The 24,480-nt window shown below is 68.7% G+C and carries 23 protein-coding genes; 10 read left to right on the top strand and 13 right to left on the bottom strand.

Features of this window, described 5'->3' with window-relative positions; translation table 11 throughout:
• Positions 1–2 precede the first annotated feature (2 nt).
• Positions 3–1,229: a glycosyltransferase family 4 protein gene (locus BST38_RS01785; protein WP_181792118.1), complete on the top strand. Its 1,227-nt coding sequence runs from the start codon at positions 3–5 to the stop codon at positions 1,227–1,229.
• Positions 1,230–1,236: 7 nt separating this feature from the next.
• Entirely contained in the window at positions 1,237–1,485 is a 249-nt protein-coding gene (locus BST38_RS29310; protein ID WP_165761543.1) for a hypothetical protein, read from the top strand.
• A gap of 18 nt (positions 1,486–1,503) precedes the next feature.
• Here BST38_RS29310 and BST38_RS01775 read toward each other — a convergent pair whose 3' ends face one another.
• Positions 1,504–2,244 carry an acyltransferase gene (locus tag BST38_RS01775; protein WP_083141501.1) on the bottom strand — a complete coding sequence of 247 codons (741 nt, stop codon included), beginning with the start codon at positions 2,242–2,244 and terminating at the stop codon, positions 1,504–1,506.
• 115 nt (positions 2,245–2,359) lie between these two features.
• Here BST38_RS01775 and BST38_RS01770 point away from each other — a divergent pair, with 115 nt between their 5' ends.
• Positions 2,360–3,649: a BamB-related PQQ repeat family beta-propellar protein gene (locus tag BST38_RS01770; protein WP_083141500.1), complete on the top strand. Its 1,290-nt coding sequence runs from the start codon at positions 2,360–2,362 to the stop codon at positions 3,647–3,649.
• Positions 3,650–3,769: 120 nt separating this feature from the next.
• Positions 3,770–5,317 carry an alanine/glycine:cation symporter family protein gene (locus tag BST38_RS01765; RefSeq protein WP_083141499.1) on the top strand — a complete coding sequence of 516 codons (1,548 nt, stop codon included), beginning with the start codon at positions 3,770–3,772 and terminating at the stop codon, positions 5,315–5,317.
• Here the strand turns inward: BST38_RS01765 and BST38_RS01760 are convergent.
• The 8 genes from BST38_RS01760 to BST38_RS29305 form a co-directional block, all read right to left on the bottom strand.
• Positions 5,307–6,041: an esterase gene (locus tag BST38_RS01760; RefSeq protein ID WP_083141498.1), complete on the bottom strand. Its 735-nt coding sequence runs from the start codon at positions 6,039–6,041 to the stop codon at positions 5,307–5,309. The two genes, BST38_RS01765 and BST38_RS01760, sit on opposite strands and share 11 nt — an antisense overlap.
• Positions 6,042–6,126: 85 nt before the next feature.
• Positions 6,127–7,332 carry a class I SAM-dependent methyltransferase gene (locus tag BST38_RS01755; protein WP_237160646.1) on the bottom strand — a complete coding sequence of 402 codons (1,206 nt, stop codon included), beginning with the start codon at positions 7,330–7,332 and terminating at the stop codon, positions 6,127–6,129.
• A complete protein-coding gene (locus tag BST38_RS01750; RefSeq protein WP_083141497.1) occupies positions 7,290–8,267 on the bottom strand; it encodes a class I SAM-dependent methyltransferase in 978 nt (325 codons plus the stop codon). The genes BST38_RS01755 and BST38_RS01750 overlap by 43 nt, the downstream gene beginning before the upstream one ends.
• Positions 8,268–8,276: 9 nt before the next feature.
• Entirely contained in the window at positions 8,277–8,993 is a 717-nt protein-coding gene (locus BST38_RS01745; protein WP_083141496.1) for an enoyl-CoA hydratase, read from the bottom strand.
• Positions 8,990–9,841 carry an NUDIX hydrolase gene (locus BST38_RS01740; RefSeq protein WP_083141495.1) on the bottom strand — a complete coding sequence of 284 codons (852 nt, stop codon included), beginning with the start codon at positions 9,839–9,841 and terminating at the stop codon, positions 8,990–8,992. Before BST38_RS01740 ends, BST38_RS01745 begins: the two co-directional genes overlap by 4 nt.
• Entirely contained in the window at positions 9,838–10,713 is an 876-nt protein-coding gene (locus BST38_RS01735) for an ABC transporter ATP-binding protein (RefSeq protein WP_083141494.1), read from the bottom strand. The genes BST38_RS01740 and BST38_RS01735 overlap by 4 nt, the downstream gene beginning before the upstream one ends.
• A complete protein-coding gene (gene yczE, locus BST38_RS01730; RefSeq protein WP_237160634.1) occupies positions 10,685–11,323 on the bottom strand; it encodes a membrane protein YczE in 639 nt (212 codons plus the stop codon). The genes BST38_RS01735 and yczE overlap by 29 nt, the downstream gene beginning before the upstream one ends.
• 65 nt (positions 11,324–11,388) lie before the next feature.
• Positions 11,389–11,550, bottom strand: coding sequence for a hypothetical protein (locus BST38_RS29305; RefSeq protein WP_165761542.1), 162 nt, complete (start codon positions 11,548–11,550; stop codon positions 11,389–11,391).
• A 54-nt stretch (positions 11,551–11,604) separates the two neighbouring features.
• Between BST38_RS29305 and yczR the strand changes: the two genes are divergently transcribed.
• On the top strand, positions 11,605–13,047 hold the full coding sequence (yczR, locus tag BST38_RS01725) for a MocR-like transcription factor YczR (RefSeq protein ID WP_083141492.1): 1,443 nt from the start codon (positions 11,605–11,607) through the stop codon (positions 13,045–13,047).
• 15 nt (positions 13,048–13,062) lie between these two features.
• Here the strand turns inward: yczR and serB are convergent, their stop codons facing one another.
• Both serB and ctaD read right to left on the bottom strand, forming a co-directional pair.
• Positions 13,063–14,343 carry a phosphoserine phosphatase SerB gene (gene serB, locus BST38_RS01720; protein ID WP_420872531.1) on the bottom strand — a complete coding sequence of 427 codons (1,281 nt, stop codon included), beginning with the start codon at positions 14,341–14,343 and terminating at the stop codon, positions 13,063–13,065.
• Between the two features lie 38 nt (positions 14,344–14,381).
• Positions 14,382–16,127, bottom strand: a complete 1,746-nt coding sequence (gene ctaD / locus BST38_RS01715; protein ID WP_083141684.1) for an aa3-type cytochrome oxidase subunit I — start codon at positions 16,125–16,127, stop codon at positions 14,382–14,384.
• A gap of 205 nt (positions 16,128–16,332) precedes the next feature.
• Between ctaD and BST38_RS01710 the strand changes: the two genes are divergently transcribed.
• The gene (locus tag BST38_RS01710; protein ID WP_083141491.1) at positions 16,333–17,484 is read left to right on the top strand and encodes an iron-siderophore ABC transporter substrate-binding protein; all 1,152 of its coding nucleotides are present in this window, start codon (positions 16,333–16,335) and stop codon (positions 17,482–17,484) included.
• Between the two features lie 173 nt (positions 17,485–17,657).
• On the top strand, positions 17,658–18,704 hold the full coding sequence (locus BST38_RS01705) for an NAD(P)-dependent alcohol dehydrogenase (protein WP_083141490.1): 1,047 nt from the start codon (positions 17,658–17,660) through the stop codon (positions 18,702–18,704).
• Positions 18,705–18,707: 3 nt separating this feature from the next.
• Here the strand turns inward: BST38_RS01705 and BST38_RS01700 are convergent, their stop codons facing one another.
• Positions 18,708–19,046 carry a DUF3349 domain-containing protein gene (locus tag BST38_RS01700; protein ID WP_083141489.1) on the bottom strand — a complete coding sequence of 113 codons (339 nt, stop codon included), beginning with the start codon at positions 19,044–19,046 and terminating at the stop codon, positions 18,708–18,710.
• A gap of 215 nt (positions 19,047–19,261) precedes the next feature.
• Between BST38_RS01700 and BST38_RS01695 the strand changes: the two genes are divergently transcribed.
• Both BST38_RS01695 and BST38_RS01690 read left to right on the top strand, forming a co-directional pair.
• On the top strand, positions 19,262–20,851 hold the full coding sequence (locus tag BST38_RS01695; protein ID WP_083141488.1) for an APC family permease: 1,590 nt from the start codon (positions 19,262–19,264) through the stop codon (positions 20,849–20,851).
• 98 nt (positions 20,852–20,949) lie between these two features.
• A complete protein-coding gene (locus BST38_RS01690; RefSeq protein WP_083141487.1) occupies positions 20,950–21,603 on the top strand; it encodes a response regulator in 654 nt (217 codons plus the stop codon).
• On the opposite strand, the gene BST38_RS01685 is transcribed toward BST38_RS01690, so the two are convergent.
• The gene (locus tag BST38_RS01685; RefSeq protein WP_083141486.1) at positions 21,581–21,952 is read right to left on the bottom strand and encodes a response regulator; all 372 of its coding nucleotides are present in this window, start codon (positions 21,950–21,952) and stop codon (positions 21,581–21,583) included. The genes BST38_RS01690 and BST38_RS01685 overlap by 23 nt on opposite strands.
• A gap of 72 nt (positions 21,953–22,024) precedes the next feature.
• Between BST38_RS01685 and BST38_RS01680 the strand changes: the two genes are divergently transcribed.
• Entirely contained in the window at positions 22,025–24,232 is a 2,208-nt protein-coding gene (locus BST38_RS01680) for a PAS domain-containing protein (RefSeq protein WP_237160633.1), read from the top strand.
• Positions 24,233–24,480: the final 248 nt, after the last annotated feature.

The raw sequence follows: 24,480 nt of genomic DNA, 5'->3' as shown, positions 1-24,480 counted from the left end.
AGATGAAGATCCTGCTGGTCTCCTGGGAGTACCCGCCGGTGGTGATCGGCGGTCTCGGACGCCACGTGCACCACCTGGCCACCGAGCTGGTGAATGCGGGCCACGAGGTTGTCGTGCTCAGCCGCCGCCCGACGGGCACCGACCCGCAGAGCCACCCGACCACCGACGAGATCTGCGAGGGCGTGCGGGTGATCGCGGCCGCCGAGGACCCGCACGAGTTCGCGTTCGGCACCGACATGATGGCCTGGGTGCTGGCGATGGGGCACGCGATGATCCGCGCCGGGTTCGCGTTGGGTGACTGGCGTCCCGACCTCGTGCACGCCCACGACTGGCTGGTCGCCCATCCGGCGGTGGCGCTGGCCCAGTTCTTCGACGTGCCACTGGTTTCCACGATCCACGCGACGGAGGCCGGCAGGCACTCCGGCTGGGTGTCCGGTCCGGTGAGCCGTCAGGTGCACGCGCTGGAGTCCTGGCTGGTGCGCGACTCGGACTCGTTGATCACCTGTTCGGCGTCGATGTGCGACGAGATCACCACGTTGTTCGGTCCGGAACTCGCCGACATCGCGGTGATCCCGAACGGCATCGACACCGACGGCTGGCCGTTCGCGCCGCGGCGGTCCCACGCGGGCCCTGCCGAGCTGCTGTATTTCGGCCGCCTGGAGTACGAGAAGGGCGTGCACGACGCGATCGCGGCGCTGCCCAAGATTCGCCGCACCCATCCCGGCACCACGCTGACCATCGCCGGAGACGGCACCCAACTGGATTTCCTCACCGAGCAGGCCCGCAAGCACAAGGTGGTCAAGGCGACCAATTTCGTTGGCCGCGTGGATCATCAGGAGCTGCTGCGCCTCCTCCATCAGGCCGACGTTGCCGTGCTGCCGTCGCACTACGAACCGTTCGGCATCGTCGCGCTCGAAGCCGCCGCAGCAGGCACACCTCTGGTCACCTCGACGGCCGGTGGGCTCGGCGAGGCCGTGATCGACGGCGTCACGGGGATGTCCTATCCCCCGGGTGATGTCACCGCGCTGGCCACCGCGATCCGCGCGGTGCTCGATTCCCCGCAGGCCGCCCAGGACCGCGCGGCCGCGGCACGGGCGCGGCTGACCTCAGATTTCGCGTGGCATACCGTGGCCGCGGAGACCGCGCAGGTGTATCTGGCGGCCAAGCGGGCGGTGCGCCGGCCGCAGTCGAGGAGGCCGATCGTGGAGCGCCCGCTGCCAGGGCGCTGATGAGCGCTTGCGCGAAGAGGAAAAGACAGCGCTGATGAGCGCTTGCGCGAAGAAGAAACAACTGATGAGCGCTTGCGCGAAGAAGAAACAACTGATGAGCGCTTGCGCGAAGAAGAAACAACTGATGAGCGCTTGCGCGAAGAAGAAACAACTGATGAGCGCTTGCGCGAAGAAGAAACAACTGATGAGCGCTTGCGCGAAGAAGAAACAACTGATGAGCGCTTGCGCGAAGAGGAAACAACTGATGAGCGCTTGATCCTCGCGTCGACAGCGGTTACTTCTGCGCGGCCTTCTTGCGTTCGATGTCCGCGAGCGCAGCCGCCAGCTCGGCCCGCTCGGCCGCCGAGGTCTCCCAGGACAGCTTGCGGTTCTTGACCACCTTGGCGGGGGCGCCGACGGCGATGGAGAAGTCCGGGATGTCACCGCGCACCACGGCGTGGGAGCCGAGCACGCAGCCGCGGCCGATCGTGGTGTTGCGCAGCACGCTGACCTTGACACCGACCCAGGTGTCGGGTCCGATGCGGACCGGTCCCTTGACGATGCCCTGGTCCTTGATGGGCAGCTCGATGCTGTCCATCTTGTGGTCGAAGTCGCAGATGTAGCACCAGTCGGCCATCAGCACGGAGTCGCCGAGCTCGATGTCCAGATAGGTGTTGATGACGTTGTCGCGGCCGAGCACCACCTTGTCGCCGATGCGCAGCGACCCCTCGTGGCAGCGGATGGTGTTCTTGTCGCCGATGTGTACCCAGCGGCCGATCTCCATCTGCGCCAGCTCCGGCGTCGACTGGATCTCGACGTCCTTGCCGAGGAACACCATGCCCCTGGTGATGATGTGCGGGTTGGTCAGCTTGAACTTCAGCAGCCGCCAGTACCGCACCAGGTACCACGGGGTGTAGGCGCGGTTGGCGATCACCCATCTCAGCGATGCCGCGGTGAGGAACTTGGCCTGACGTGGATCCCGCAAGCGCGACCCCCGCCAGCGTTTGTGCAGCGGTGCACCCCACATCGTCGTCATGGCCGAAGAGCCTACGCGCTCGGCTGTGACATCCCGGGGCCCGGCTTCCGGCCTCCGCCGGACCCACCGGTTACCCTCACGAGGGCTCGACGTCGACGTGATGAGAAGGGATCCCGTGCTCCGGCGAATCATCGTGGTGGCTTGGACGGCGATGCTCGCCGTCGTACTCGCCGGCTGCGGCAACACCGATTCCTGGGTGCAGGCCCGCGCGGCGACCGGCTGGTCGGCGCAGTACCACGACGCCGCCAACAGCAGCTTCTCCCCAGTCGAGGGGGCCGAAGCGCTGCAGCTGGACTGGGGCCGCTCGGTGAAGGGCAGCCTGGGCGCGCAGGTGGCGCTCGGCTCGGGCAACTACCTGGCCGTCAACGCCCAGACCGAGGGCGGCTGCTCGTTGATGGTCTGGGAGGTCGACAACCGCGGCCGGCAGCGCTGGTGCACCCGGCTGGTGCTGGGCGGCGGCATCGCGAGCCCGTTGTTCGACGGCTTCGACAACCTCTACATCGGCCAGCCCGGCCTGCTGCAGTCCTTCCCCCCGACCCAGTGGGTGCGGTGGCGCCGACCGGTCATCGGCCTGCCGCTGACCACGCGGATGGTGGCGCCGGGCCAGCTCCTGGCCGTCACGCATCTGGGCCAGGTGCTGGTCTTCGACGCGCACCGCGGCACCGTGTCCGGCACCTCCCTCGACCTGGTCGACGGGGTGGATCCGAGGGATTCCGAGCGCGGTCTCGCCGACTGCCGTCTCGGCCGTCCGGAGTGCCCGGTGGCGGCGGCGCCGGCGTTCTCCGAAACCACCGGCATGATCGTGCTGTCGTTGTGGGAGCCCGGCGCCGAGAAGCCGGTTTTGGTCGGTCTGCGCTACCAGCAGGGCCAGACCCCACTGTTGACCCGGGAGTGGACCAGCGACGCGGTCGGTGGTGGCCCGCTGGCCAGCCCGGTGATGTCGGCCGACGGGTCGACGGTGTACGTCAACGGCCGCGACGAGCATCTGTGGGCCATCAACGCTGCCGACGGCACCGAGAAGTGGTCCGTGCCGCTGGACTATTTGGCGCAGACCCCGCCGTCGGTGACCCCCGATGGGCTGATCATCGCCGGTGGCGGGCCCGGTTCCCGGCTGACCGCGATCCGCGACACCGCATCCGGCGGCGAGGAGGTGTGGACCCGCGAGGACACCACGCCGCTGACGACGTCCAGCCTGGCCGGCCTCGGCTACACGGTGATCCCGGACGGTGAGGGCGAGTCGGCGGGCCTGGCCCTGCGGATCTTCACCCTCGGCGACGGCAACCCTGTCAACACCTACCGCCTGCCCAACGCCAGCGGTTGGCCGGTCGGTGTGTCGGTCGGGCACGACCGGCGCGTGGTCGTGGCCACCTCCGACGGACAGGTCTACGGGTTCGACCCTGCATGACCGTTTGATGCCCGGGTAACTAACGACCAATTCACCTGAGGGCAACACGGTCCGGCGCCGTACCTGCGAGCATGGGGACGCGGGGATCGCCGGAAAAATCGACGAAGAGGGGTCGTTTACGTGTCAGAATTCCTGGACGCCGTCAACAGTTACGTATGGAGCAACGCGCTCGTCTATCTCTGTCTGGCCACCGGAATCTACTTCTCCGTCCGCAGCAGACTTGTCCAAGTCAGACAGGTTCCCGAGATGATCCGCCTGATGTTGCGGGGCGAGAAGTCCCCGTCGGGGGTCTCCAGCTTCCAGGCGCTGACCATGTCGCTGGCCGGACGCGTGGGCACCGGCAACATCGCCGGTGTCGCGACCGCCATCGCGTTCGGCGGTCCAGGGGCGCTGTTCTGGATGTGGATGATGGCGTTCCTCGGCGCGTCCACGTCGTTCGTGGAGTGCACGCTGGGCCAGATCTACAAGACGCGTGACCGACTCACCGGCGAGTACCGCGGCGGACCGGCCTACTACTTCAGCAAGGCGTTCGAGCACACCGCGGCGCGGCCGTTCTTCAAGCTGTACGGTCTGCTGTTCGCCGCGGTGACGATCCTGGCGTGTGGTCTGCTGCTGCCGAGCGTGCAGTCGAACTCGATGGCCTCGGCGATGAACTCGGCGTGGGGCTTCTCCAAGTGGTGGGTCGCCGTCGGCACCGTGATCGTGCTCGGCTTCGTGATCATCGGCGGGGTGAAGCGCATCGCGGCGTTCGCGTCGATCGTGGTGCCGTTCATGGCCGTCGTCTACATCGTGCTCGCGCTGGTCATCGTCGTGGTCAACATCGACGCGCTGCCCGGGGTGATCCAGCTGGTCTTCTCCAGCGCGTTCGGCCTGGACTCCACGTTCGGCGCCATCCTCGGTTCCGCGGTGATGTGGGGTGTCAAACGCGGCGTCTACTCCAATGAGGCGGGCCAGGGCACCGGACCGCACGCGGCCGCGGCCGCCGAGGTGTCACACCCCGCCAAGCAGGGTCTGGTGCAGGCGTTCGCGGTGTACGTCGACACGCTGTTCATCTGCTCGGCCACCGGCTTCCTGATCCTGTCGACCGGCGCGTACCGGGTGTTCGAGGGTGAGAGCGAGTCGGGGGCGGTGCTGTCGGAAGGCGGACTGCTCGCGACGACGGTCGAGGTCGGGCCCGCGTACGCGCAGGCGGGCTTCGACAGCCTCTGGAACGGCGCCGGTTCGACGTTCATCGCGGTGTCGCTGGCGTTCTTCTGCTTCACCACGATCGTCGCGTACTACTACATGGCCGAGACCAATCTGCGGTTCATGCTCGGGCGCTTCGCCACCATCGATGTCCGATTCCTGCCCGGAACGATCGGCGCGACGCTGACCATGCTGCTGCAGGCGCTGATCCTGGTGTCGGTCGTGATGGGGTGTGTCTCGACCGCGACCGAGGCGTGGGTGCTCGGTGACATCGGTGTCGGGCTGATGGCCTGGTTGAACATCATCGGAATCCTGATTTTGCAGAAACCCGCCTACAAGGCGCTGTGGGACTACGAGAAGCAGAAGAAGGCGGGTCTGGACCCGGTGTTCGATCCGGTGGCGCTCGGGATCAAGAACGCGACGTTCTGGGAGAACTACGACCCGAAGGCCTCCCACGAACTGCAGCCGTCGGCTAGGGGGTGACGCGCGGCGGCTCCAGCGCCAGCGTCGACGCGATCGCCTGGCGCGGGACCGTCGCCTGCAGCGCGCCACCGGCTCCGGGCATGATCTCGCCCTGACCGAAGTAGAAGATCACCGCGTCGTCGGTGATCGCGAACTCGGTGTACTTGGCCGGGTCGAGCCCGTCGGACGGTGAGATCGGCGCGTCGATGCCGAGCTGGCGGGAGATCTCCGACTGCACGATCGGGAAGATCTCCGTCAGCGGCTCGGTGCCGGGCTTGAACAGCGTGTCGAACGTGATCGGCGCGTTCTTGGTGACGTCCCAGTTGAAGGATTTGAACCAGGTCTGCGGGTGCGCGCCGCCGACATTCTCGTACATCTCGAAAACGACGCTGCGGGTCCCGCCGTCGTCGGGGCCGGTGCGGTAACCGGTGCCGCGGCCGTCGAGCACGTAGGGCAGGTTCCACGAGCCCGGCATCCCGGAGACGTTGACGAAGCCGTCCCTGGTCTGGGTCAGGTAGTCGGTCAGCGCCTGCTGGTCCGGGTAGTCGGCGGGGAAGCTGTAATCCAGCCGATAGGTCGGGTTCTCGACGTGCACGCGACACATGTCGTCGGCGTCGACGGTGCCCCCGAGCTCGCCGCACGCCGACACGGTGGCGGCGGCCGTCGGCTGGGCGACGGCCGCCGGGGCGGCCATCAGGTTCGCCGAGACGGCGGCAGCCGTCAGGGCAGCAGCGAGAATGCGCATCGTCGACGTCCTCAGGAATCAGGGGCTACGTAGGAAAGTTCGGCGTCGGTGTCGATGCCGTTACCGCCCAGGGTACGGGATGAATTCAACGTGACGGACGACATAGGAATGCCGTTGCCCGGCTTGCCGCTCCGGTGCCCAGCCGGGTGATGACGATGGTCAGTGCGGTGGTGCCACGCGGCCGCAGCCGGGTGCGCAGCGTGTCGGGATCGACGTCGACGCCGCGCACGAGGATCTCCAGCACCCCGACGTCACGCGCCGAAAGTTCCTGGCGCAGGACACGTTCGCTGAACGGCACCTGGTCCAGCACTTCGAACCCGCGCACCCCGTAGGGCAATGCGTCCCCGGACAGGTAGGCGATGTCGGGATCGAGTTGCCACAGGCCGTGCCTGGCGGCGTAATGACGCACCAGCCCGGCGCGCACCACCGCGCCGTCGGGGTCGACGATCCACCGGCCGGCCGGCGCGACCGCGCACTCGTGCGGGTCGGCGTCGGTGATCTGCTCACCGGTGTCGAGTACGGTCGCGCGCCGGTGCACTCCCCCGCCGGCCAGACCCGGTGACCACAGGCAGGCTTCCCTGACGCTGCCGCCGGCCGAGGTCACCTCGATCTCGCCGGTGAATCCGAGTTGCGCCAGCACGGCGAAATCAATTCCGGGAGCACACTTCACGGCGTACTCGCGATCGGCGAGAACCTCAAGGAGGGCGTCGAGCGGCGGAACGTAGGAGCGGGGGTCGAACCGGCGCCGCGCACCGGTGCGGCGGGCCGGATCCACGATGACGACGGCGCCTCTTGTGATGGGCCGCAACGCATCCGCCCGGCACAGCATGACGTCCGGCCCGAGGTTGTGGCGGGCCATCGCGACGCGTACCGGGTCGATGTCGCTGCCGAGCACGACCGCCGCATGGTCACGCAGCACCGCCAACTCGGTGCCGATCGAGCAGGTGGCGTCGTGCACCGTGGCACCGGCGAGTCGCCGGGCGCGATGCTCGGCGACGGGTGCGGCGGTGGCCTGCTGCAGCGCCTCGTCGGTGAACAACCACTGTGAGGCATCGGCGAACTTCGCGGCCGCCTTGCGGCGCAGCCGCACCGTCTCCACGAGCACCGCGGTGCGATCCCCGTAATCCTTTCTCGCCGAGGCGATGTCGGATACCAGGGAGGAGTCGGTCAGCGCGTACCGCGCGACCTCGGCCAATGCCAGACGTCCGGTGCCGCTGCGCAGGTACCGCACATCGTCGAGGCCGAAGGCTACGACGGCTTGACCCCGGTGATCATCACGTTGTAGAACCAGCCCTTCGGGACGACCCGGCGCAGGACGTTGGCATCGACCCAGGACAGGGTGGTCCAGCTGTTGAACGCGAATTTCGCCCAGCCCCAACCCAATCGGCCCGGCGGCACGGCTGCCTCGAACGTGCGGACCGGCCAGCCGAGCATCGCGGCGGTGAATTCCTCGCTGGCGGTGCGCACTTCGACGGCCCCGGCATTGGTGGCCATCCGCTCCAGATCCGCGGGGTCGAACGTGTGCAGGTCGACGACGGCCTCCAGAGCCGCAGCGCGCGAGGACTCGTCGAGCTCTTCCTGCGGGCGGCGCCAGCCGGCCAGCATCGGAAGCTTCGTCACGTTGGTCGCGATGTGCCAGGTCAGCGTCGACAGCTCGCGGGCGTAGCGGTTCCCCACGGTCGTCGGCTCGCCGGCGAACACGAAGCGCCCGCCCGGCTTGAGCACCCGCACGACCTCGCGCAGCGACAGCTCCACGTCGGGGATGTGGTGCAGCACGGCGTGCCCGACCACCAGATCGAAGGTGTTGTCCTCGTACGGGATGCCCTCGGCGTCGGCGACCCGGCCGTCGATGTCGAGCCCGAGCGACTGGCCGTTGCGGGTGGCGACCTTGACCATGCCGGGCGACAGGTCGGTGACCGACCCGCGCCGGGCGACACCGGCCTGGATCAGGTTGAGCAGGAAGAACCCGGTGCCGCAGCCGAGCTCGAGGGCGCGGTCGTAGGGCAGCTCGCGCTGCACCTCTTCGGGGACCGCGGCGTCGAAGCGGCCGCGGGCGTAGTCCACGCAGCGCTGGTCGTAGGAGATCGACCACTTCTCGTCGTAGGTCTCGGCCTCCCAGTCGTGATAGAGCACCTGGGCGAGCTTGGTGTCGTGCATCGCGGCTTCGACCTGCTCCTTGGTCGCGCGAGGCTGCGGCGCGGGATCGGTGACATCTGAAGTCGTCATCAGGGCAGCCTAACGCCCGTCCCGTGGCCCGGAGAACGATGCCTTCGCCGCGGCCAGCACGTCGGCCGGATAGTCGGTGAAACGGCTCGCCCAGGTGTGCGCCGCGTCGTAGACGGTGTCGGGTGCCACCATCTCGTCGATCAGGCCGACGTCGTGGGCCTCCCTGGCGTCGACGAACCGCCCGCTGAACACCAAATCCTTGGCCTTGCTGGAGCCGATCGCGGCGGCCAGCCGCGCGGCGCCGTCACCGGCGGGCGCCAGGCCGGCCAGGATCTCGGTCGCGCCGAACTTCACGTTGTCGCCGCTGACCCGCCAGTCGCACGCCAGCGCCAGCGTGAGGCCGGCCCCCAGCGCGTACCCGGTGATCGCCGCGACGGTCGGTTTGGGCAGCGCGGCCACCGCGGCGACGGCCTGCGCGCACACCTCGTCGGCGGCTTCGGCCTCGGCGCGGTTCAGCGTCTGCAGCTCGGGCAGATCCTCGCCGGCGGAGAAGATCTCGTGGCCGCCGAACACGATCACCGCGGACACGTCGTCACGCTCGGCCAGCTCGGCGACGGCCTCGGTGATCTCCCGGTACACCTGCCGGGTCAGCGCGTTGCGGGGCGGCCGCGACAGCAGCAGAGTCGCGATCCGCCCGTGCCTGGGCGCGGCTTCCTCCTCGGGAACGACGGCTTCCTCTGGAACTACGGCTTCCTCTGGCACAACGATGGCGACGAATTCCCTCACGCCAGCGGTGCCCCGTCGGTGTAGCCCTGGGGTGAGCGGCGATTGCGAGCGGCGTTGTAGCGGTCGCTGTCGAAGAACTCGATCTCCCAGTTGCCGCCCCGTTTCGCCGACAGGGACGGCTCGATCGCGACGATCTTGCGTTCCACGGCGAGCACCTCGGACACGGTGCGGCCGTTGAGCGCGTCGAGTTGCGTCCAGGTGGGCGGCAGCAGGAAGCTGCGGCCCTCGGCGAAGTCGTCGAGCGCGGCCTGCGGGGTCACCCAGTCGGCCTTGTCGGTCTCGGTGTTGTCACCGTCGGCACGTTGCCCCTTGGGCAGCGCGCCGACGAAGAAGTAGGTGTCGTAGCGGCGGGTGCGCTCCTCCTTCGGGGTCACCCAGTTGGCCCACGGCCGCAACAGATCCGCGCGCAGCACCAGGTTCTCCGAGCGCAGGAACTCGCCGAAGGACAGTGACTTGTTCTCCAGCGCGGCCCGCTGCTCGCGGTACACCGATGCGTCGTCGACCAGCAGGTCCGGATCGTCGGCGGCGCCGGCGAACAGCACGCCGGACTCCTCGAACGTCTCCCGCGCCGCCGCACAGACCAGCGCCTCGGCCAGGTCGGAATCCACCCCGAGCCGCTCGGCCCACCACTGCCGGTCGGGGCCGTGCCAGGCCACGTCGGCGTTGCGGTCGCGGTCGTCGACCCCGCCCCCGGGGAACACCATCACACCTGCGACGAAGTCCATCGCCGAATGCCTGCGCATCAGGAAGATCTTGATGCCCTCGGGGGTGTCGCGCACCAGCATCACCGTCGCGGCCGGCCGCGGCACCAGCGGATCCGGCGCGCTCTCGGTCTTCAGTTCGCTCATTGCCGCCTCCTGTGCGCCGCACGGCTACGGACCCGCCGCGCGAAATAGCGTCCGTCGATCACGTCCAGCGCGATCGACTGCCCGAACGCGGTGGACAGGTTCTCCGCCGTCAGCACGTCGCCGAGCAGACCGGAGGCGACCACCGCACCCTCGGACAGGATCAGGCAGTGCGAGAACCCCGGCGGGATCTCCTCGACGTGATGGGTGACCAGCACCAGGGCCGGTGCGTCGGGGTCGGCGGCCAGATCGCTCATCCGCGCGACGAGTTCCTCGCGCCCGCCAAGGTCGAGTCCGGCGGCCGGCTCGTCGAGCAGCAGCAGTTCCGGGTCGGTCATCAGGGCTCGCGCGATCAGCACCCGCTTACGCTCGCCTTCGCTCAGCGTGCCGTAGGTGCGCTCGGCGAGATGCTCGGCGCCGACGCTCTCCAGCATGTCGACGGCCCGCTCGTAGTCGACGTCGTCGTAGGTCTCCCGCCACCTGCCGAGGACCGCGTACCCGGCGGACACCACGAGATCGCGCACGGTCTCCTCGTCGGGGATGCGCTGGGCCAGGGCGGCGCTGCTGAGCCCCACCCGGGACCGCAACTCGGCCATGTCGACCCGACCCAGCCGCTCGCCGAGCACATACGCCGTTCCCGACGACGGGTGCTCCATCGCCGCGGCCATGCGCAGCAGCGATGTCTTGCCGGCACCGTTGGGGCCGATCACCACCCACCGCTCGTCGAGCTCGACGGCCCAGGTCACCGGCCCGACCAGGACCCGGCCATTGCGGCGCAGGGTGACTTCGGCGAAGTCGATCAGTAGGTCAGGATCTGCTGCTTCTACTTCCTCGACAGGCACCCGCTCATCGTAGACAGCCCGTGTCGGCCTCATCCGCAGGCGACACCGATCCCGCCGGCAACGCGGCCGGCTCGCCCGTGCCGCGCTGTGCAGTATCCACCGGCGCCCAACCACTCGCCGCCAGCAGCCGCCGCGGGGTCAGGCGCACGAACAGCTGCACCAGCGGTCCGATGCCGAATGCGTAGACCACGGTGCCGACCCCCACCGTGCCGCCGAGCAGCCAGCCCACGGTCAGCACCGCGACCTCGATCGTGGTGCGGACCAGACGAACCGAGCGTCCGGTGCGGACCACCAGCCCGGTCATCAGACCGTCGCGAGGTCCCGGACCCAGCCCGGCGCCGATGTAGAGCACGGTGCTGAACGCGTTGAGCACCACCGCCGAGGTCATCAGTGCGATCCGAACCGGCAGGGTCTCCGGCGCCGGGAGAATCCAGAGCGCGGCGTCGACCGTCACCGCAATGACGATGACGTTGGCGACGGTGCCGATGCCAGGCCGGTTGCGCAGCGGGATCCAGGCGAGCAGGACCGCGACGCCGACCACCGCCGACGCCGCCCCGATGCTCATGCCGGTGCGCAGCGCCAGGCCCTGGTGAAACACGTCCCACGGGTCCAGGCCGAGGCCGGCGCGGACCATCATGGCCATCGAGACTCCATAGCCACACAGACCGGTCAACAGCGCGGCACCGCGCAGGGCGCCTGCGCCGAGCCTCACGAGTGATCCGGGAAATGCATCCGGATGGCGTCCAGCTCGCTGCGGATCCGGCGTGCATCGGAATCGCGCTCGTCGATGGCACTGCCCATGGACGGTAGGTAGTACAGATCGGCCAGCCGCCGGCCCAGCCGAGATATCCAGTGCGTCATAGAGGCCATGATCCGATCGAAGTGGCTTGCCTATCAATAGCCAGTTGGGCAATACTGGCCGCAATGACTGAGGCACTGGCAACCAGATCGCTCGATGTGGACTTACTGGCCCGCGAGTTGGGGCACTGGCGGACCTCCAGTCGCAGCGGCCCCGCCTACCACGGGCTGGCCGACGCGATCCGGCTGCTGATCGTCGACGGCCGGGTGCCCGTCGGGGCGCGTCTGCCCAGCGAGCGGGCACTGGCCGATGCCCTGCGGGTCTCCCGGACCACCGTCACCGCCGCCTACAGCCAGTTGCGCGAGGACGGCTACCTCCATGCGCGCCGCGGTGCCCGCAGCACCACGGCGCTGCCGCTGGGCCCGACCCTGGTCGCCCCGCCGGTCGTGGTGGCCGCGAATCTGGCCGCCGCGACCCTCGCCGCCCCGGCATCGGTGGCCGCCCGGGCGTTCTCCGAGGCCGCCGAGCAGGTGCCCCCGTATCTTCAGGACATCGGCATCGACCTCACCGGGGTTGCGCCGTTGCGCGCCGCGATCGCCGAAAAGTACTGCGCACGAGGACTTCCCACCGACCCGGACGAGATCATGGTGACGACCGGGGCGCTGCACGCGATCGGGCTGATCCTGGCCACCTACACCCAGCCCGACGACCGGGTGCTCGTCGAGCAACCTACCTACCACGGGGCGCTGGCCGCGATGGCCAACCGCGGACTGCGTCCCGTTCCGGTCGCGATGACCCCGGACGGCTGGGAGCTGGACGCGGTCGAGGCCGCGATCCGCCAACTGGCCCCCAAACTGGCCTACCTGATCCCGGACAATCAGAACCCGACCGGGCTGACCATGCCCGTCGCGGACCGCAACCGGCTCGCCCACATCATCGCCGAGACCCGCACCCGCACGATCGTCGACGAGACGATCACCGACATGTGGCTCGACGAGCAGGTGCCCGCCCCGCTGGCGTCGGCGATGACCGCCCGCCGCGATCTGGTGATGACGGTCGGATCGATGTCGAAGTCGTTCTGGGGTGGGCTGCGGATCGGCTGGATCAGGGCCGAGCGCGCGACGCTGGCGACGATCGCGGCGATGCGGCCCGCCATCGACATGGGCACCCCGATCCTCGAACAGCTCGCGGCCGCAAGGCTTCTGGCCTCCGAGGCCGATGTGCTGCCGGAACGGCGGGAGATCCTGCGGTCGCGGCGGGCGCTGCTGCTGAGGCTGCTTGCCGAGCATCTGCCGGACTGGCAGCCGATGCCCGGCAAGGGTGGGATGTCGGTGTGGGTGCGGCTGCCCGCACCGATGAGTTCGGCACTGTCGGCGGCGGCGTCGCGGATGGGGCTGGAGATTCCGCCCGGGCCGAGGTTCGGGGTGGACGGCACGCTGGAGCGCTTCATCCGGGTGCCGTTCACGTTGCCCGACGATCAACTCGTGGAGGCGATCGAACTGCTGGCGCGGGCGTGGCGCAGCGTCACGGGGCTGACGGCGCCGGAGCCGGTGACGGTTGTGGTGTGAACCGGTCGGGTGGGATCAGTCGGGGATGTCGACGCGGCGCACCACGCCGTCGAGCGCGTCGGCCGCCTCGATCTCGCCGCGGGTGATCCCCAGCAGGAACAGCACCGTGTCGAGGTAAGGGTGGCTCAGCGACGCATCGGCGACCTCGCGCAGCGCCGGTTTGGCGTTGAACGCCACCCCGAGCCCGGCCGCCGAGAGCATGTCGATGTCGTTGGCGCCGTCACCGACGGCGACGGTCTGCTGCAGCGGCACCCCGACCTGGGCGGCGAAATCGCGTAGCGCCTTGGCTTTTGCCGGCCGGTCGATGACGGGCCCGATCACCCTGCCGGTGAGTTTCCCGTCGACGATCTCGAGATGGTTGGCCGCGACGTAGTCCAGCATGAGTTCCTCGGCCAGCGGCTGGATCACCTGCCGGAACCCGCCCGACACCACGCCGCAGTAGTAGCCGAGACGTCGCAGGGTGCGGATGGTGGTGCGCGCGCCCGGGGTCAGCTCCAGCTTGGCGGCGACTTCGTCGACGACCTCGGCAGGCAGGCCTTCCAGGGTGGCGACGCGGCGGTGCAGGGATTCGGCGAAGTCGAGTTCGCCGCGCATCGCGGCTTCGGTGACCTCGGCGACGGCGGCCTCGGCGCCGGCGTGCGCGGCCAGCATCTCGATGACCTCGCCTTGGATCAGCGTGGAGTCGACGTCGAACACGATGAGCCGCTTGGCACGCCGCGCGAGGCTGTAGTCCTCGACGGCGATGTCGACGCCTTCCTCGACGGAGACCCGGGCGAGCACGGCCTGCAGTTCGCCGTATACGCCCGAGGGCACCGAGACGCGCAGTTCGAGCCCGGTGACCGGATAGTCGGACACGCCGCGGATGAAGTCGATGTTCACACCGAGCGCGGCCGCTTCGCGGGCCACGACACCGAAGGCCTCGGCGGTGATGGGCCGCCCGAGCACGACGATGGTGTGCGTGGACGGGACCCGCATCACCGGCAGGCCGTCGCTGCCCTCGATGGTGACCTCGAGGCCGACACCGTGGATGGCGGCTTCGACCTCGGACCGGAACTGCGTCCCGGAGGCCACCTCCGGCGCGGCCGCGACCAGCACCCCGAGGGTGAGCCGGTTGCGGACGACGACCTGTTCGACGTTGAGCAGCTCGACCCGGTGCCGGGACAGCACCTCGAACAGGGCCGAGGTGACGCCGGGCTGATCGCGTCCGGTCACGGTGATGAGGACCGACGAGCGCTCGCGCGAGGAGCCGAGGGGTTCCGACGAGCGCTCGCGCGAGGAGCCGGACGGTTCAGTCACGGCGAGTGCTCACTCCCGGGTGTCGCGGGTTGTCACCGTCAGGTGCGGACGTCAGCTTCATCGAGACGGGTCACGTCGCCGTCCTCGGGGCCGTGGGCCCGGCCGACGTGGGCTTCGCGGCGCATCCGCTCGATCATGTGCGGGTAGTGCAGCTCGAAGGCCGGTCGCTCGGAACGGATCCGGGGCAGCTCGGTGAAGTTGTGCCGCGGCGGCGGGCAGCTGGTGGCCCACTCCAGGGAGTTGCCGTAGCCCCACGGGTCGTCGACGGTGACGACCTCGCCGTAACGCCAGCTCTTGAACACGTTCCACAGGAACGGCAGCGTCGACAGGCCGAGGATGAACGCCCCGATCGTGGACACGATGTTCAGTGTCGTGAACCCGTCCGACGGCAGGTAGTCGGCGTAGCGGCGCGGCATACCTTCGTCGCCCAGCCAGTGCTGCACCAGGAACGTGGTGTGGAAGCCGATGAACGTCAGCCAGAAGTGCAGCTTGCCGAGACGCTCGTCGAGCAGGCGTCCGGTCATCTTCGGGAACCAGAAGTAGATACCGGCGTAGGTCGCGAACACGATGGTGCCGAACAGCACGTAGTGGAAGTGCGCGATCACGAAGTAGCTGTCGGTGACGTGGAAGTCCAGCGGCGGGCTGGCCAGCAGCACGCCGGACAGGCCACCGAGCAGGAACGTGATGATGAAGCCGACCGAGAACAGCATCGGTGTCTCGAACGTCAACTGGCCCTTCCACATCGTGCCGATCCAGTTGAAGAACTTGATGCCCGTCGGGACGGCGATCAGGAACGTCATGAAACTGAAGAAGGGAAGGAGAACGGCTCCGGTGGCGTACATGTGGTGCGCCCACACGGCGATCGACAGCGCGGCGATGCCCAGCGTCGCGTAGATCAGCGTGGTGTAGCCGAAGATCGGTTTGCGGCTGAACACCGGGAAGATCTCGGACACGATGCCGAAGAACGGCAGCGCGATGATGTAGACCTCGGGGTGGCCGAAGAACCAGAACAGGTGCTGCCACAGCAGGACGCCGCCGTTGGCCGGGTCGTAGACGTGGGCGCCCAGGTGGCGGTCGGCGGCGAGGCCGAACAGCGCGGCGGTCAGGATCGGGAAGGCCAGCAGCACCAGGATCGAGGTCACCAGGATGTTCCAGGTGAAGATCGGCATCCGGAACATGGTCATACCGGGGGCGCGCATGCAGACCACGGTGGTGATCATGTTGACGCCACCGAGGATGGTGCCCAGACCACCGACGGCCAGACCCATGATCCACAGGTCGGCACCCGCACCGGGCGAGTGGATGGCGTCGGTCAGCGGCGAGTAGGCGGTCCAGCCGAAGTCCGCGGCGCCGCCGGGGGTGATGAAGCCCGCGGTGGCGATCAGCGCGCCGAACAGGAACAGCCAGAACGAGAACGCGTTCAACCGCGGGAAGGCGACGTCAGGGGCGCCGATCTGCAGCGGCAGCACCAGGTTCGCGAATCCGAACACGATGGGCGTCGCGTAGAACAGCAGCATCACCGTGCCGTGCATGGTGAACAGCTGGTTGAACTGCTCGTTCGACAAGAACTGCAGGCCGGGTACGGCCAGCTCGGTACGCATGAACAGCGCCATCAGCCCGCCGATGAGGAAGAAGGCGAAGCAGACGACGCAGTACATGATGCCGATCAGCTTGTGATCGGTGGTGGTGATCAGTTTGTAGAGCAGGTTGCCCTTGGGTCCGATCCGCGCCGGATAAGGGCGCCTGGCCTCAAGTTCACCGATTGGGGGCGCTTCGGCTACCAACTGGTCCTCCAACCTTCCATGTCGCTGACCGGTTTCCCGGTTAGAACCGCCCGATGAGCGACGGATCGGTATGAATCCTAGCTGCCCCGCACCGGTGCGGGCGGGGAGGTCCTACAAACGGTCGTATTTGACGGCCGATCGTCACAGTTTCGCTACGAGGATATGCCCTGACCTGGCGTGACACGGCGGGTGTTACCGTCTTCGCGTGCTGTTCACCGGAGCGCGGGCGCGCCGTTGGGTGCCCCGGACGACGGGGCTGGCCGCCGTCGGCACCGCCGTGGTCGTGTTCTCCCTGAGCGGGTGCGGATCGGACGCCGAACCGGCGCCCGGGCAGGACCCGGCCGCGACGGTGCAGACCAGTACGACCCGGATCGCGAGTGCCGGGGTGCTGGGCAACGACCGCAGGCCCGATGAGTCCTGTGCCGCGGAGCCGGCCCGGCTGGACGAGGGTCCGCCGGACCGGGAAGTGCGCAACGCGACGGGCCACGGTGTCACTCCCCCGATCCCCGAGACGACGCTGGTGCGTGCCGATCCGCAGCGCATCGTCGCGCTCTCGGGTGACCAGCTGGACGCGCTGTGTGCGCTGGGCCTGCAGTCCCGCATCGTCGGCACGGCCCTGGCCGACGGGGCCGACGCCCCGCCGTCCTACCTGGGCGCCGTCATCCATGACGTTCCCGTCGTGGGTAGCCGGACCTCCCCCGATGTGAACGCGATCCGTGACGCGCAACCGGATCTGATCCTCGCCTCGGCGGCGCTGTCCGGGCAGCACCACGAGGCGCTGGCCGAGATCGCGCCGACGGTGTTCACCGGGGCGCCGGGAGCGGGGTGGAAGGACAACCTGCGCGCCGTCGGCGCCGCCACCGGCCGCACCGAGGCCGCCAACGCGGTCCTCGACGACTTCGACCGGGCCGCCGAAAGGACCGGCGTCGACAACGACGCGACGCACTACCAGGCGTCCGTCGTGCAGTTCACCGATACCACGATGAAGGTGTTCGGCGTCGACAACTTCGCAGGCAGCGTCCTCGCCGACGTCGGCGTGGACCGTCCCGCATCGCAGCGGTTCAGGGACAAGCCGTACGTCGAGATCGGCATCACCGACGAGGACCTCGGCGATTCGCCGGACTTCTCGATGGCCGACGGCGACCTCGTGTACGTGATGTTCGCCACCCCGCAGGCTCGCGACCGCGCGCCCGAGGTGCTCGGCAGCGACGCGTGGAAGAGGCTGTCGGCCACCCGCGACGACCGGGTGTTCGCGGTCAACAACGAGGTGTGGGCAGGCAACGACGGCTCCGGCAGCGTCGTGGCCGCGCGCGGCATCCTCGCCGATCTGCGGTGGGTCAACTCCCCCATCAACTGAGAACCGGCGCAGCCGATTGGGCGCAACCTCACAGGTAGCCCCGGGACTATCCCACCGGGCTCGACGTTGGACAGACGGAGTCGTCGCACAGACGGCGTCGCGCCGTGGCGCCATCCGGGTATCCGGAGCAGCGCGCCTATCGCACCTAGTAGATGACGAAGAAGAGGTATTCGATGAAAACTGTTTCCGCTTACGCAGCAACGTCCGCGACCGAGCCGCTGACCAAGACGACGATCACCCGCCGTGACGTGGGCCCGCACGATGTCGCGTTCGACATCCACTTCGCCGGCATCTGTCACTCCGACATCCACACGGTGCGCGGCGAATGGGGTGAGCCGGCCTACCCCGTCGTACCGGGTCACGAGATCGCCGGCATCGTCACCGAAGTCGGATCCGAGGTGTCGAAGTACAAAGTCGGCGACCGCGTCGGGGTCGGCTGCTTCGTCGATTCGTGCCGCGACTGCGAGTCCTGCCGGGCCGGTGAGGAGCAGTACTGCACCGGCGGCGGCATGGTCGGCACCTACAACGCCGTCGGCCGCGACGGCGAACCCACCCAGGGCGGCTACAGCGGTGCGATCGTCGTCGACGAGAACTACGTGCTGCGCATCCCCGACTCGGTCGGACTGGACGAGGCGGCGCCGCTGCTGTGCGCCGGCATCACCACGTATTCGCCTCTGCGCCACTGGAACGCCGGACCGGGCAAGAAGGTCGCGGTGATCGGCCTGGGCGGCCTGGGCCATCTGGCGGTCAAGCTGGCCGCGGCGATGGGCGCCGAGGTGACCGTGATGAGCCAGTCGCTGAAGAAGATGGAAGACGGAATCCGATTGGGCGCCAGCGATTATCGCGCCACCAGCGACCGCGCAACCTTCAAGGAACTGCACGGTCGCTTCGATCTGATCATCAACACGGTGTCGGCGAACCTGAACCTCGCCGACTACCTGAACCTGCTCAAGCGTGACGGCACCCTCGTCGAACTCGGCATGCCCGAGCATCCGATGCAGGTGCCCGCCGGCTCGCTGATCTTCGGGCGGCGCAGCATCTCGGGGTCGCTGATCGGCGGTATCGCCGAGACCCAGGAGATGCTCGATTTCTGCGCCGAGCACGATGTGCGCCCCGAAATCGAGGTCATCACACCGGATTACATCAACGAGGCCTACGAGCGCACCATCGCCAGCGACGTGCGCTACCGGTTCGTCATCGACACCGCGTCGCTGCGGTAGCCGCTAACCGGTGCCGGCCGCTCCCGGGTCTTCCACCCCGGCGAGCGGCCAGCCCGCCGCGGCCAGTATCGCCGCGACCCGCGCCACGTTCTCGGGTCCGGCGTCGTGATGGGTGACGTCTTGGATGAACGCCTCGATCTCGTCGACGGCGATCGGCTGCCCGGAAGCCGCGGGCGTACCTGGCTCGGTCAGATGCCGCACCACTTCCCTGATCTGGTCTTCGGTGAGCGGCGTCGCGCGCAACAGTGCCAGCAGCGGAACACGATCCGGGCCGGGCACCCCGCCCGGGTAGCCCGCACGCAGCCAGTCCAGGATCGATTGCAGCTTCGACGTCACGTTCACCCCGTTAGTGTGCCCCCCGCCCGGGGTCCCGCGGCCATCGGGAGGCCGAACTGTGGCCCTGCTGGCCCACCGTCACCAGCTGTCGAATCTGGGAGGTCGCTGGAAGTTCCGTTAAGAGTGGATGACCCCGCTTGTCGGCTCGGGTGTCCGGTGCGACGCTCGGTTCGTCCTGCGCCAGTGCGTCGCGGACTGAGATCCGAAGCAGGAGACCCTCGATGGCAACTGAATCCGCAGCTGTTCACCCCGCCCCTGAAGCCCCGCCCGGTTTGAAGAAGGGCGCGATCGGAATGGTCGCGGTCATTTTCATGGCGGTCGCCAATGCCGCGCCGATCACCGCGATGACGGGCAACACCCCGATCGCGGTCGGCTACGGCAACGGCCTCGGCGCGCCCGCGGGTTTCCTGTTCGCCACCATCATCCTGACCCTGTTCGCGCTCGGTTATGTCGCGATGGCACGGCACATCACGACCACCGGCGCGTTCTACGGCTTCATCTCCCACGGTCTCGGGCAGATCTGGGGCATGGCCAGCGGCTTGCTGGCCACGTTCGCCTACGTGGTCTTCGAAGGATCGTTGATCGGCGGATGCGCCTACTTCGCCAACGATGCGGTCAATTCGCTTCTGGGCGTCGATATTCCATGGCTGGTGTTCGCGGTGGTGGCCATCGTGATCATCGCCGTGCTGTGCTATTTCCACATCAGTTTCACCGCGGCCATCCTCGGGGTGACACTGGTCGCCGAGGTGCTCATCCTGTTCGGGTTGGCGATGACCGTGATCGCCAACGGCGGTGGGCCCGACGGCTTCATGCTCGATCAGACCGTGCTGCTGAACAACGCGTTCGAGGGCCTGCCCGCGGGGGCGTTCGGCACCGCGGCCGCGGCGGGATCGATGGCGATCGGGCTGTTCTTCGCGTTCTGGTCCTGGGTCGGCTTCGAGACCACGGCCGTCTACGGCGAGGAGTCGCGCAACCCGAAGCGGATCATCCCGCGCGCGACGTTGATCGCGGTGATCGGACTGGGCCTGTTCTACACGTTCATCTCGGCGATGGTGCTGGCGGGCAACGGCGCGAAGGCCTCGGTCGAGGCGTCGATCAGCGCATCGCCGCTGGACCTGTTCTTCGGGCTGGTGGAGAAGAATCTCGGCGGGGTGCTCCTCGATGTCTACAAGATCCTGCTCGTCATCGGCTCCTTCGCATGCGCGCTGGCCTTCCACAACGCCGCGTCGCGCTACCTGTTCGCGCTGGGCCGTGAGATCCCGTCACCCAAGGCCCGCAACACGATCGGCGCCGCGCACCCCAAGCACGGGTCGCCCTATGTCGCCTCGACGCTGCAGAGCGCCATCACGCTGGTGATCGTGGTGCTGTTCGCCGGGTTCACCGCGGTGCAGGTGCCCGACGCCGACGGTGTCCCCGTCGACACCCCCGCGTTGGTGCCCTACGTCAACATCTACGGCTTGCTCGCGCTGATCGGGACCGCGGCGATCCTGCTCGTGCAGGCCATCTGCTCGGCGGCCGTCATCTCGTACTTCTGGGCGCGGAAAGTGCACCGCGGCAACGTGATCACCACGCTGATCTGTCCGCTGATCGGCGGGCTGGCGATGCTCTACGTGGTGTGGCTGCTGTGGGACAACCGGGCGTTCGCGGCGGGCCTGGCGGCCAACTCGCAGGTGTTCAAGGTGGGTCCCTACCTGATCTTGGCGGTGTTCCTCGTCGGGTTGGTCTACGCCCTGTGGCTACGCACCGCACGGCCGCAGATCTACGCCGAGATCGGCCGCACCGTGATCGAGGACAGCCACGAACGCCGCTGACGCCAGATGCCTGCCGGTGACCGGAGCCGGCCTGCCGGTAGCACCAATCGGCGTCTTGGCCCGCGCAAATCGGGGTCCCGGTGCAACAATGTGACGCTATGTGCGCGCTGAGGGTGGTCGTCGCCGACGACGACGTGCTGCTGCGCGAAGGGCTGGCCAGCCTGCTGGAACGCTCCGGTTTCGAGATAGCCGGCCAGGCCGGTGACGGGGATGCGCTGCTGCAGTTGGTCCGTGACGAACAGCCCGACCTCGCCCTGGTCGACATCCGCATGCCGCCGACCCACACCAGCGAGGGGCTCGACGCGGCCAAGGTGATTCGGGAGGAGTCACCGAAAGTCGGCATCGTGGTGCTGTCGGCCCACGTCGACGTCGACCACGCGATGGAGTTGCTGGCCGGCGGTCACGCGATCGGCTATCTGCTCAAGACCCGTGTCACCGACGTGGCCGATTTCGTCGACACGCTGCAGCGCATCGCCAACGGCGCCTCTGTCGTCGATCCCGCCCTGGTCGCCGAACTCGTCTCGGCGCGCAAGCGCGACGACCCACTGGGCACGCTGAGCACCCGCGAGCGCGAGGTGCTGACGTTGATGGCCGAGGGACTGTCCAATGCCGGGATCGGGCGGCGCCTGTGGGTCACCGAGGGCACCGTGGAAAAGCATGTGCGCAGCATCCTGACGAAACTCAACCTGCCGGAGACCGGAGACGATCACCGCCGGGTGCGCGCGGTGATCATGTATTTGGAGACGCGTTAGTCCGCGCGGCGAGCAGATCCCGGACCGCGCCGGGAGACAGCGCGAACTTCGACAGGAAGCCGAGGGCGGGACTGGCGGCGATCAGGTCGGCGAAGTCCTGCTCATCATGGGTCGAGGTCAGGATCACCGGGATACCGCCGAGCCGCTCGGCGACGTCGAATCCGCTCTCGGCGCCGAGGTCGACGTCGACCAGGGCGACGTCGGGATGTAGTTCCTCGGCCCGGCGCATCGCCTCGCTGCCGTCGCAGGCGATGCCGACCACCTCGATTCCCCCGCGCTCCAGCATGGAGCGGGCGGCGTCGCGGAATGCGGCACTGTCGTCGACGATCAGGCAGCGCGGACCAGTCATGTCTCCAGCTTGGCATCAGCGGCCGTGGTCGTCATTCCTGTTAACGGGAAAGTTCCGGTCTACCATCGGCCCGTGACCTGGCAATCGGTGCCCACCCGCTTCCTGGAGCAAGTGGTGCGGTCCCCGGCCCGGCCTCTGGGCCAGGGCATCGTCGTGGCGGTCGGCTTCCTCACCGCCGAGGTCCTGGCGGTGTACGCACTCAAGCTCGTCGCCCCAGAGAATGCGTTCGGCGCGCTGCTGTTGCTGGGCGTGCTGGTGGTCTCGGCCGGCTGGGGTTTCGGGCTGTCGATCGCGACCTCGCTGGCCAGCGCCGCGGTGTATGCGTATCTGCATCTGGAGGGTCGCGACAGCCTGGCCCCTGCGCTGGCGATCTTCCTGACGCTGGCTTTCCTGACCAATGCGCTTGTCGGTCAGGCGCGGCTGCGCGCCGCCGAGGCGGAGCAGCGGCGCCGGGAGGCGGACCTCTCCGCCGATCTGGCGCGCGTGATGCTGCGCGCGCCGGCACTGGCGTCGGCGCTCGACGACGGCGGCGACAGGCTCGCCGGTGTGCTGGGGGTGCCGTACGCGACCCTGTCGGTCGGCGAGGCCCAGCCCGGCCCCGAGCAGATGGCCATCGCGCTGAAATACGGAACCGAACACACCGGCACGCTGCTTGTGCCCAAGGACGTACCAGTGGCCACGGTGCTGCGGATCCATCGCATCGTGCCCGCTCTCCAGGCGCTGCTGGCCGCGGCATGTGACCGGGAGGCGATGACGGCCGAGCTGGAAGTCAGCCGCCGCGAACTGGAGCGCTTCTTCGCCGTCGCGACCGACCTGCTGTTCATCGGCAGCACCGACGACGGCGCGGCGCGGCTCACCCGGGTCAATCCGGCTTTCGAACGGGCCCTGGGGTATTCGGCGGCCGAGCTGATGGCACGTCCGCTCCTGGAGTTCATCCACCCCAACGACCGGGACCTCACCCGCGCGGCGTTGGCGGCGGTACCCGATGGTGACGGCGCCGCGCAGTTCGAGAACCGCTGCCTGCGGCGGGACGGGGCGGTGCGCTGGCTGGAGTGGAACATCGTCGTCGACGGTGATGTGCTGCTCGGCGGCGCGCGCGACGTGACCGAACGCAGGCAGGAACAGGACCGGCTGCGGGTGGCGCGCACCCAGCAGGCGGCGCTGCGCCGGGTCGCGACCCTCGTCGCGCGCGGGGGCGCGCTGTCCGACGTCTACACCGTCGCCGTCGCCGAACTGGCGCACAGCCTCGGCGTCGACCATGTGACGTTGATCGGCTTCGAAGCCGAGAAGACCGGGGTGGTGCTGGCGGCGCTGAATGTCGGGGACCAACCCGGTTGGGCGCTCGGCGAGCGATTCACCCTCGACGACGACAGCGTCTGCGAGCAGGTTCAGCGCACCGGCGCGCCGGCCCGGGTCGAGGACTACAGCACCACCTCAGGAGAGATAACCCGACGGCTGCGCACCCTCGGTGTCTGCGAGGGTGCGGGCGCCCCGCTGATCGTGGACGGCCGGGTGCGCGGCGCACTGGTGGTGGGTTCTCATGTCCGGCAAGGGATTCCCGAAAGCGCCGAAGCTCACATCGGCGATTTCGCCGACCTCGTCTCGACCGCCATCTCGAATGCCGAGACGCGGGCCGAGCTGACCGCCTCCCGGGCGCGTATCGTCGCCGCCGCCGACGAGGCCCGGCGCGGCTTCGAACGCGACCTGCACGACGGCGCCCAGCAGCGCATCGTGTCGTTGAGTCTGCAGCTGCGGGCCGCCGAAGCCGCGGCCGACGCAGACGAGGACCTGCGCGCCCAGCTCTCCGCCGCGGTCGACGGTCTGGCCGGGCTGCATTCCGATCTGCAGGAGCTCTCCCGCGGCCTGCACCCCGCGGTGTTGTCCCGGGGCGGGCTGAAACCGGCGATGCGCAATCTCGCCCGCCGCTCGACGGTGCCCGTCGAGCTGGACGTCGCGGTGGAGGACCGCCTTCCCGAGCCGGTCGAGGTGGCCGCGTATTACGTTGTGGCAGAGGCGTTGACCAACGTGGCCAAGCACTCCGGTGCCGAGTCGGTCACGGTCCGGCTCGGGGTCGACGACACCGGTGACCGCGGCCGGGTGCTGCACCTGTCGGTGACCGACGACGGGGCCGGCGGGGCGTCCGCGGACGGCGGTTCCGGGCTCGTCGGTCTGCGCGACCGGGTGGAAGCGTTGTCGGGGTCGTTGACCGTGACCAGCCACCCGGGTGACGGCACCAGCGTTGCGGCGACTATTCCGGTCCCCGACGCCGCGAGGGCCTAGTCAATACGGGTTGCGCTCCGGCGGCCCGGTCCCAGCGCCGGTTGAGTACCCGGCACGCGCACAACACGGCGCTCGGTATCGCCAGCACCAGCAGCACTGCGATCAGGTTGGTCAGCACAGCAGTCATCGCCACCTCAGCGGCCTCGTATCGCAATGTTCACGAATCCATTTCACCCGCGGGAGCACCGCGGGCCAGAGGATCTTTACGAAATCACCACGGGCGGCAGCCCAGAATTGACGCTCCGCCT

Source organism: Mycolicibacterium parafortuitum (assembly GCF_002086815.1).
Lineage (GTDB): Bacteria > Actinomycetota > Actinomycetes > Mycobacteriales > Mycobacteriaceae > Mycobacterium > Mycobacterium parafortuitum.
Note: the sequence above shows the minus strand (reverse complement) of the source record. Positions and strands in the feature narration are given on the sequence as shown.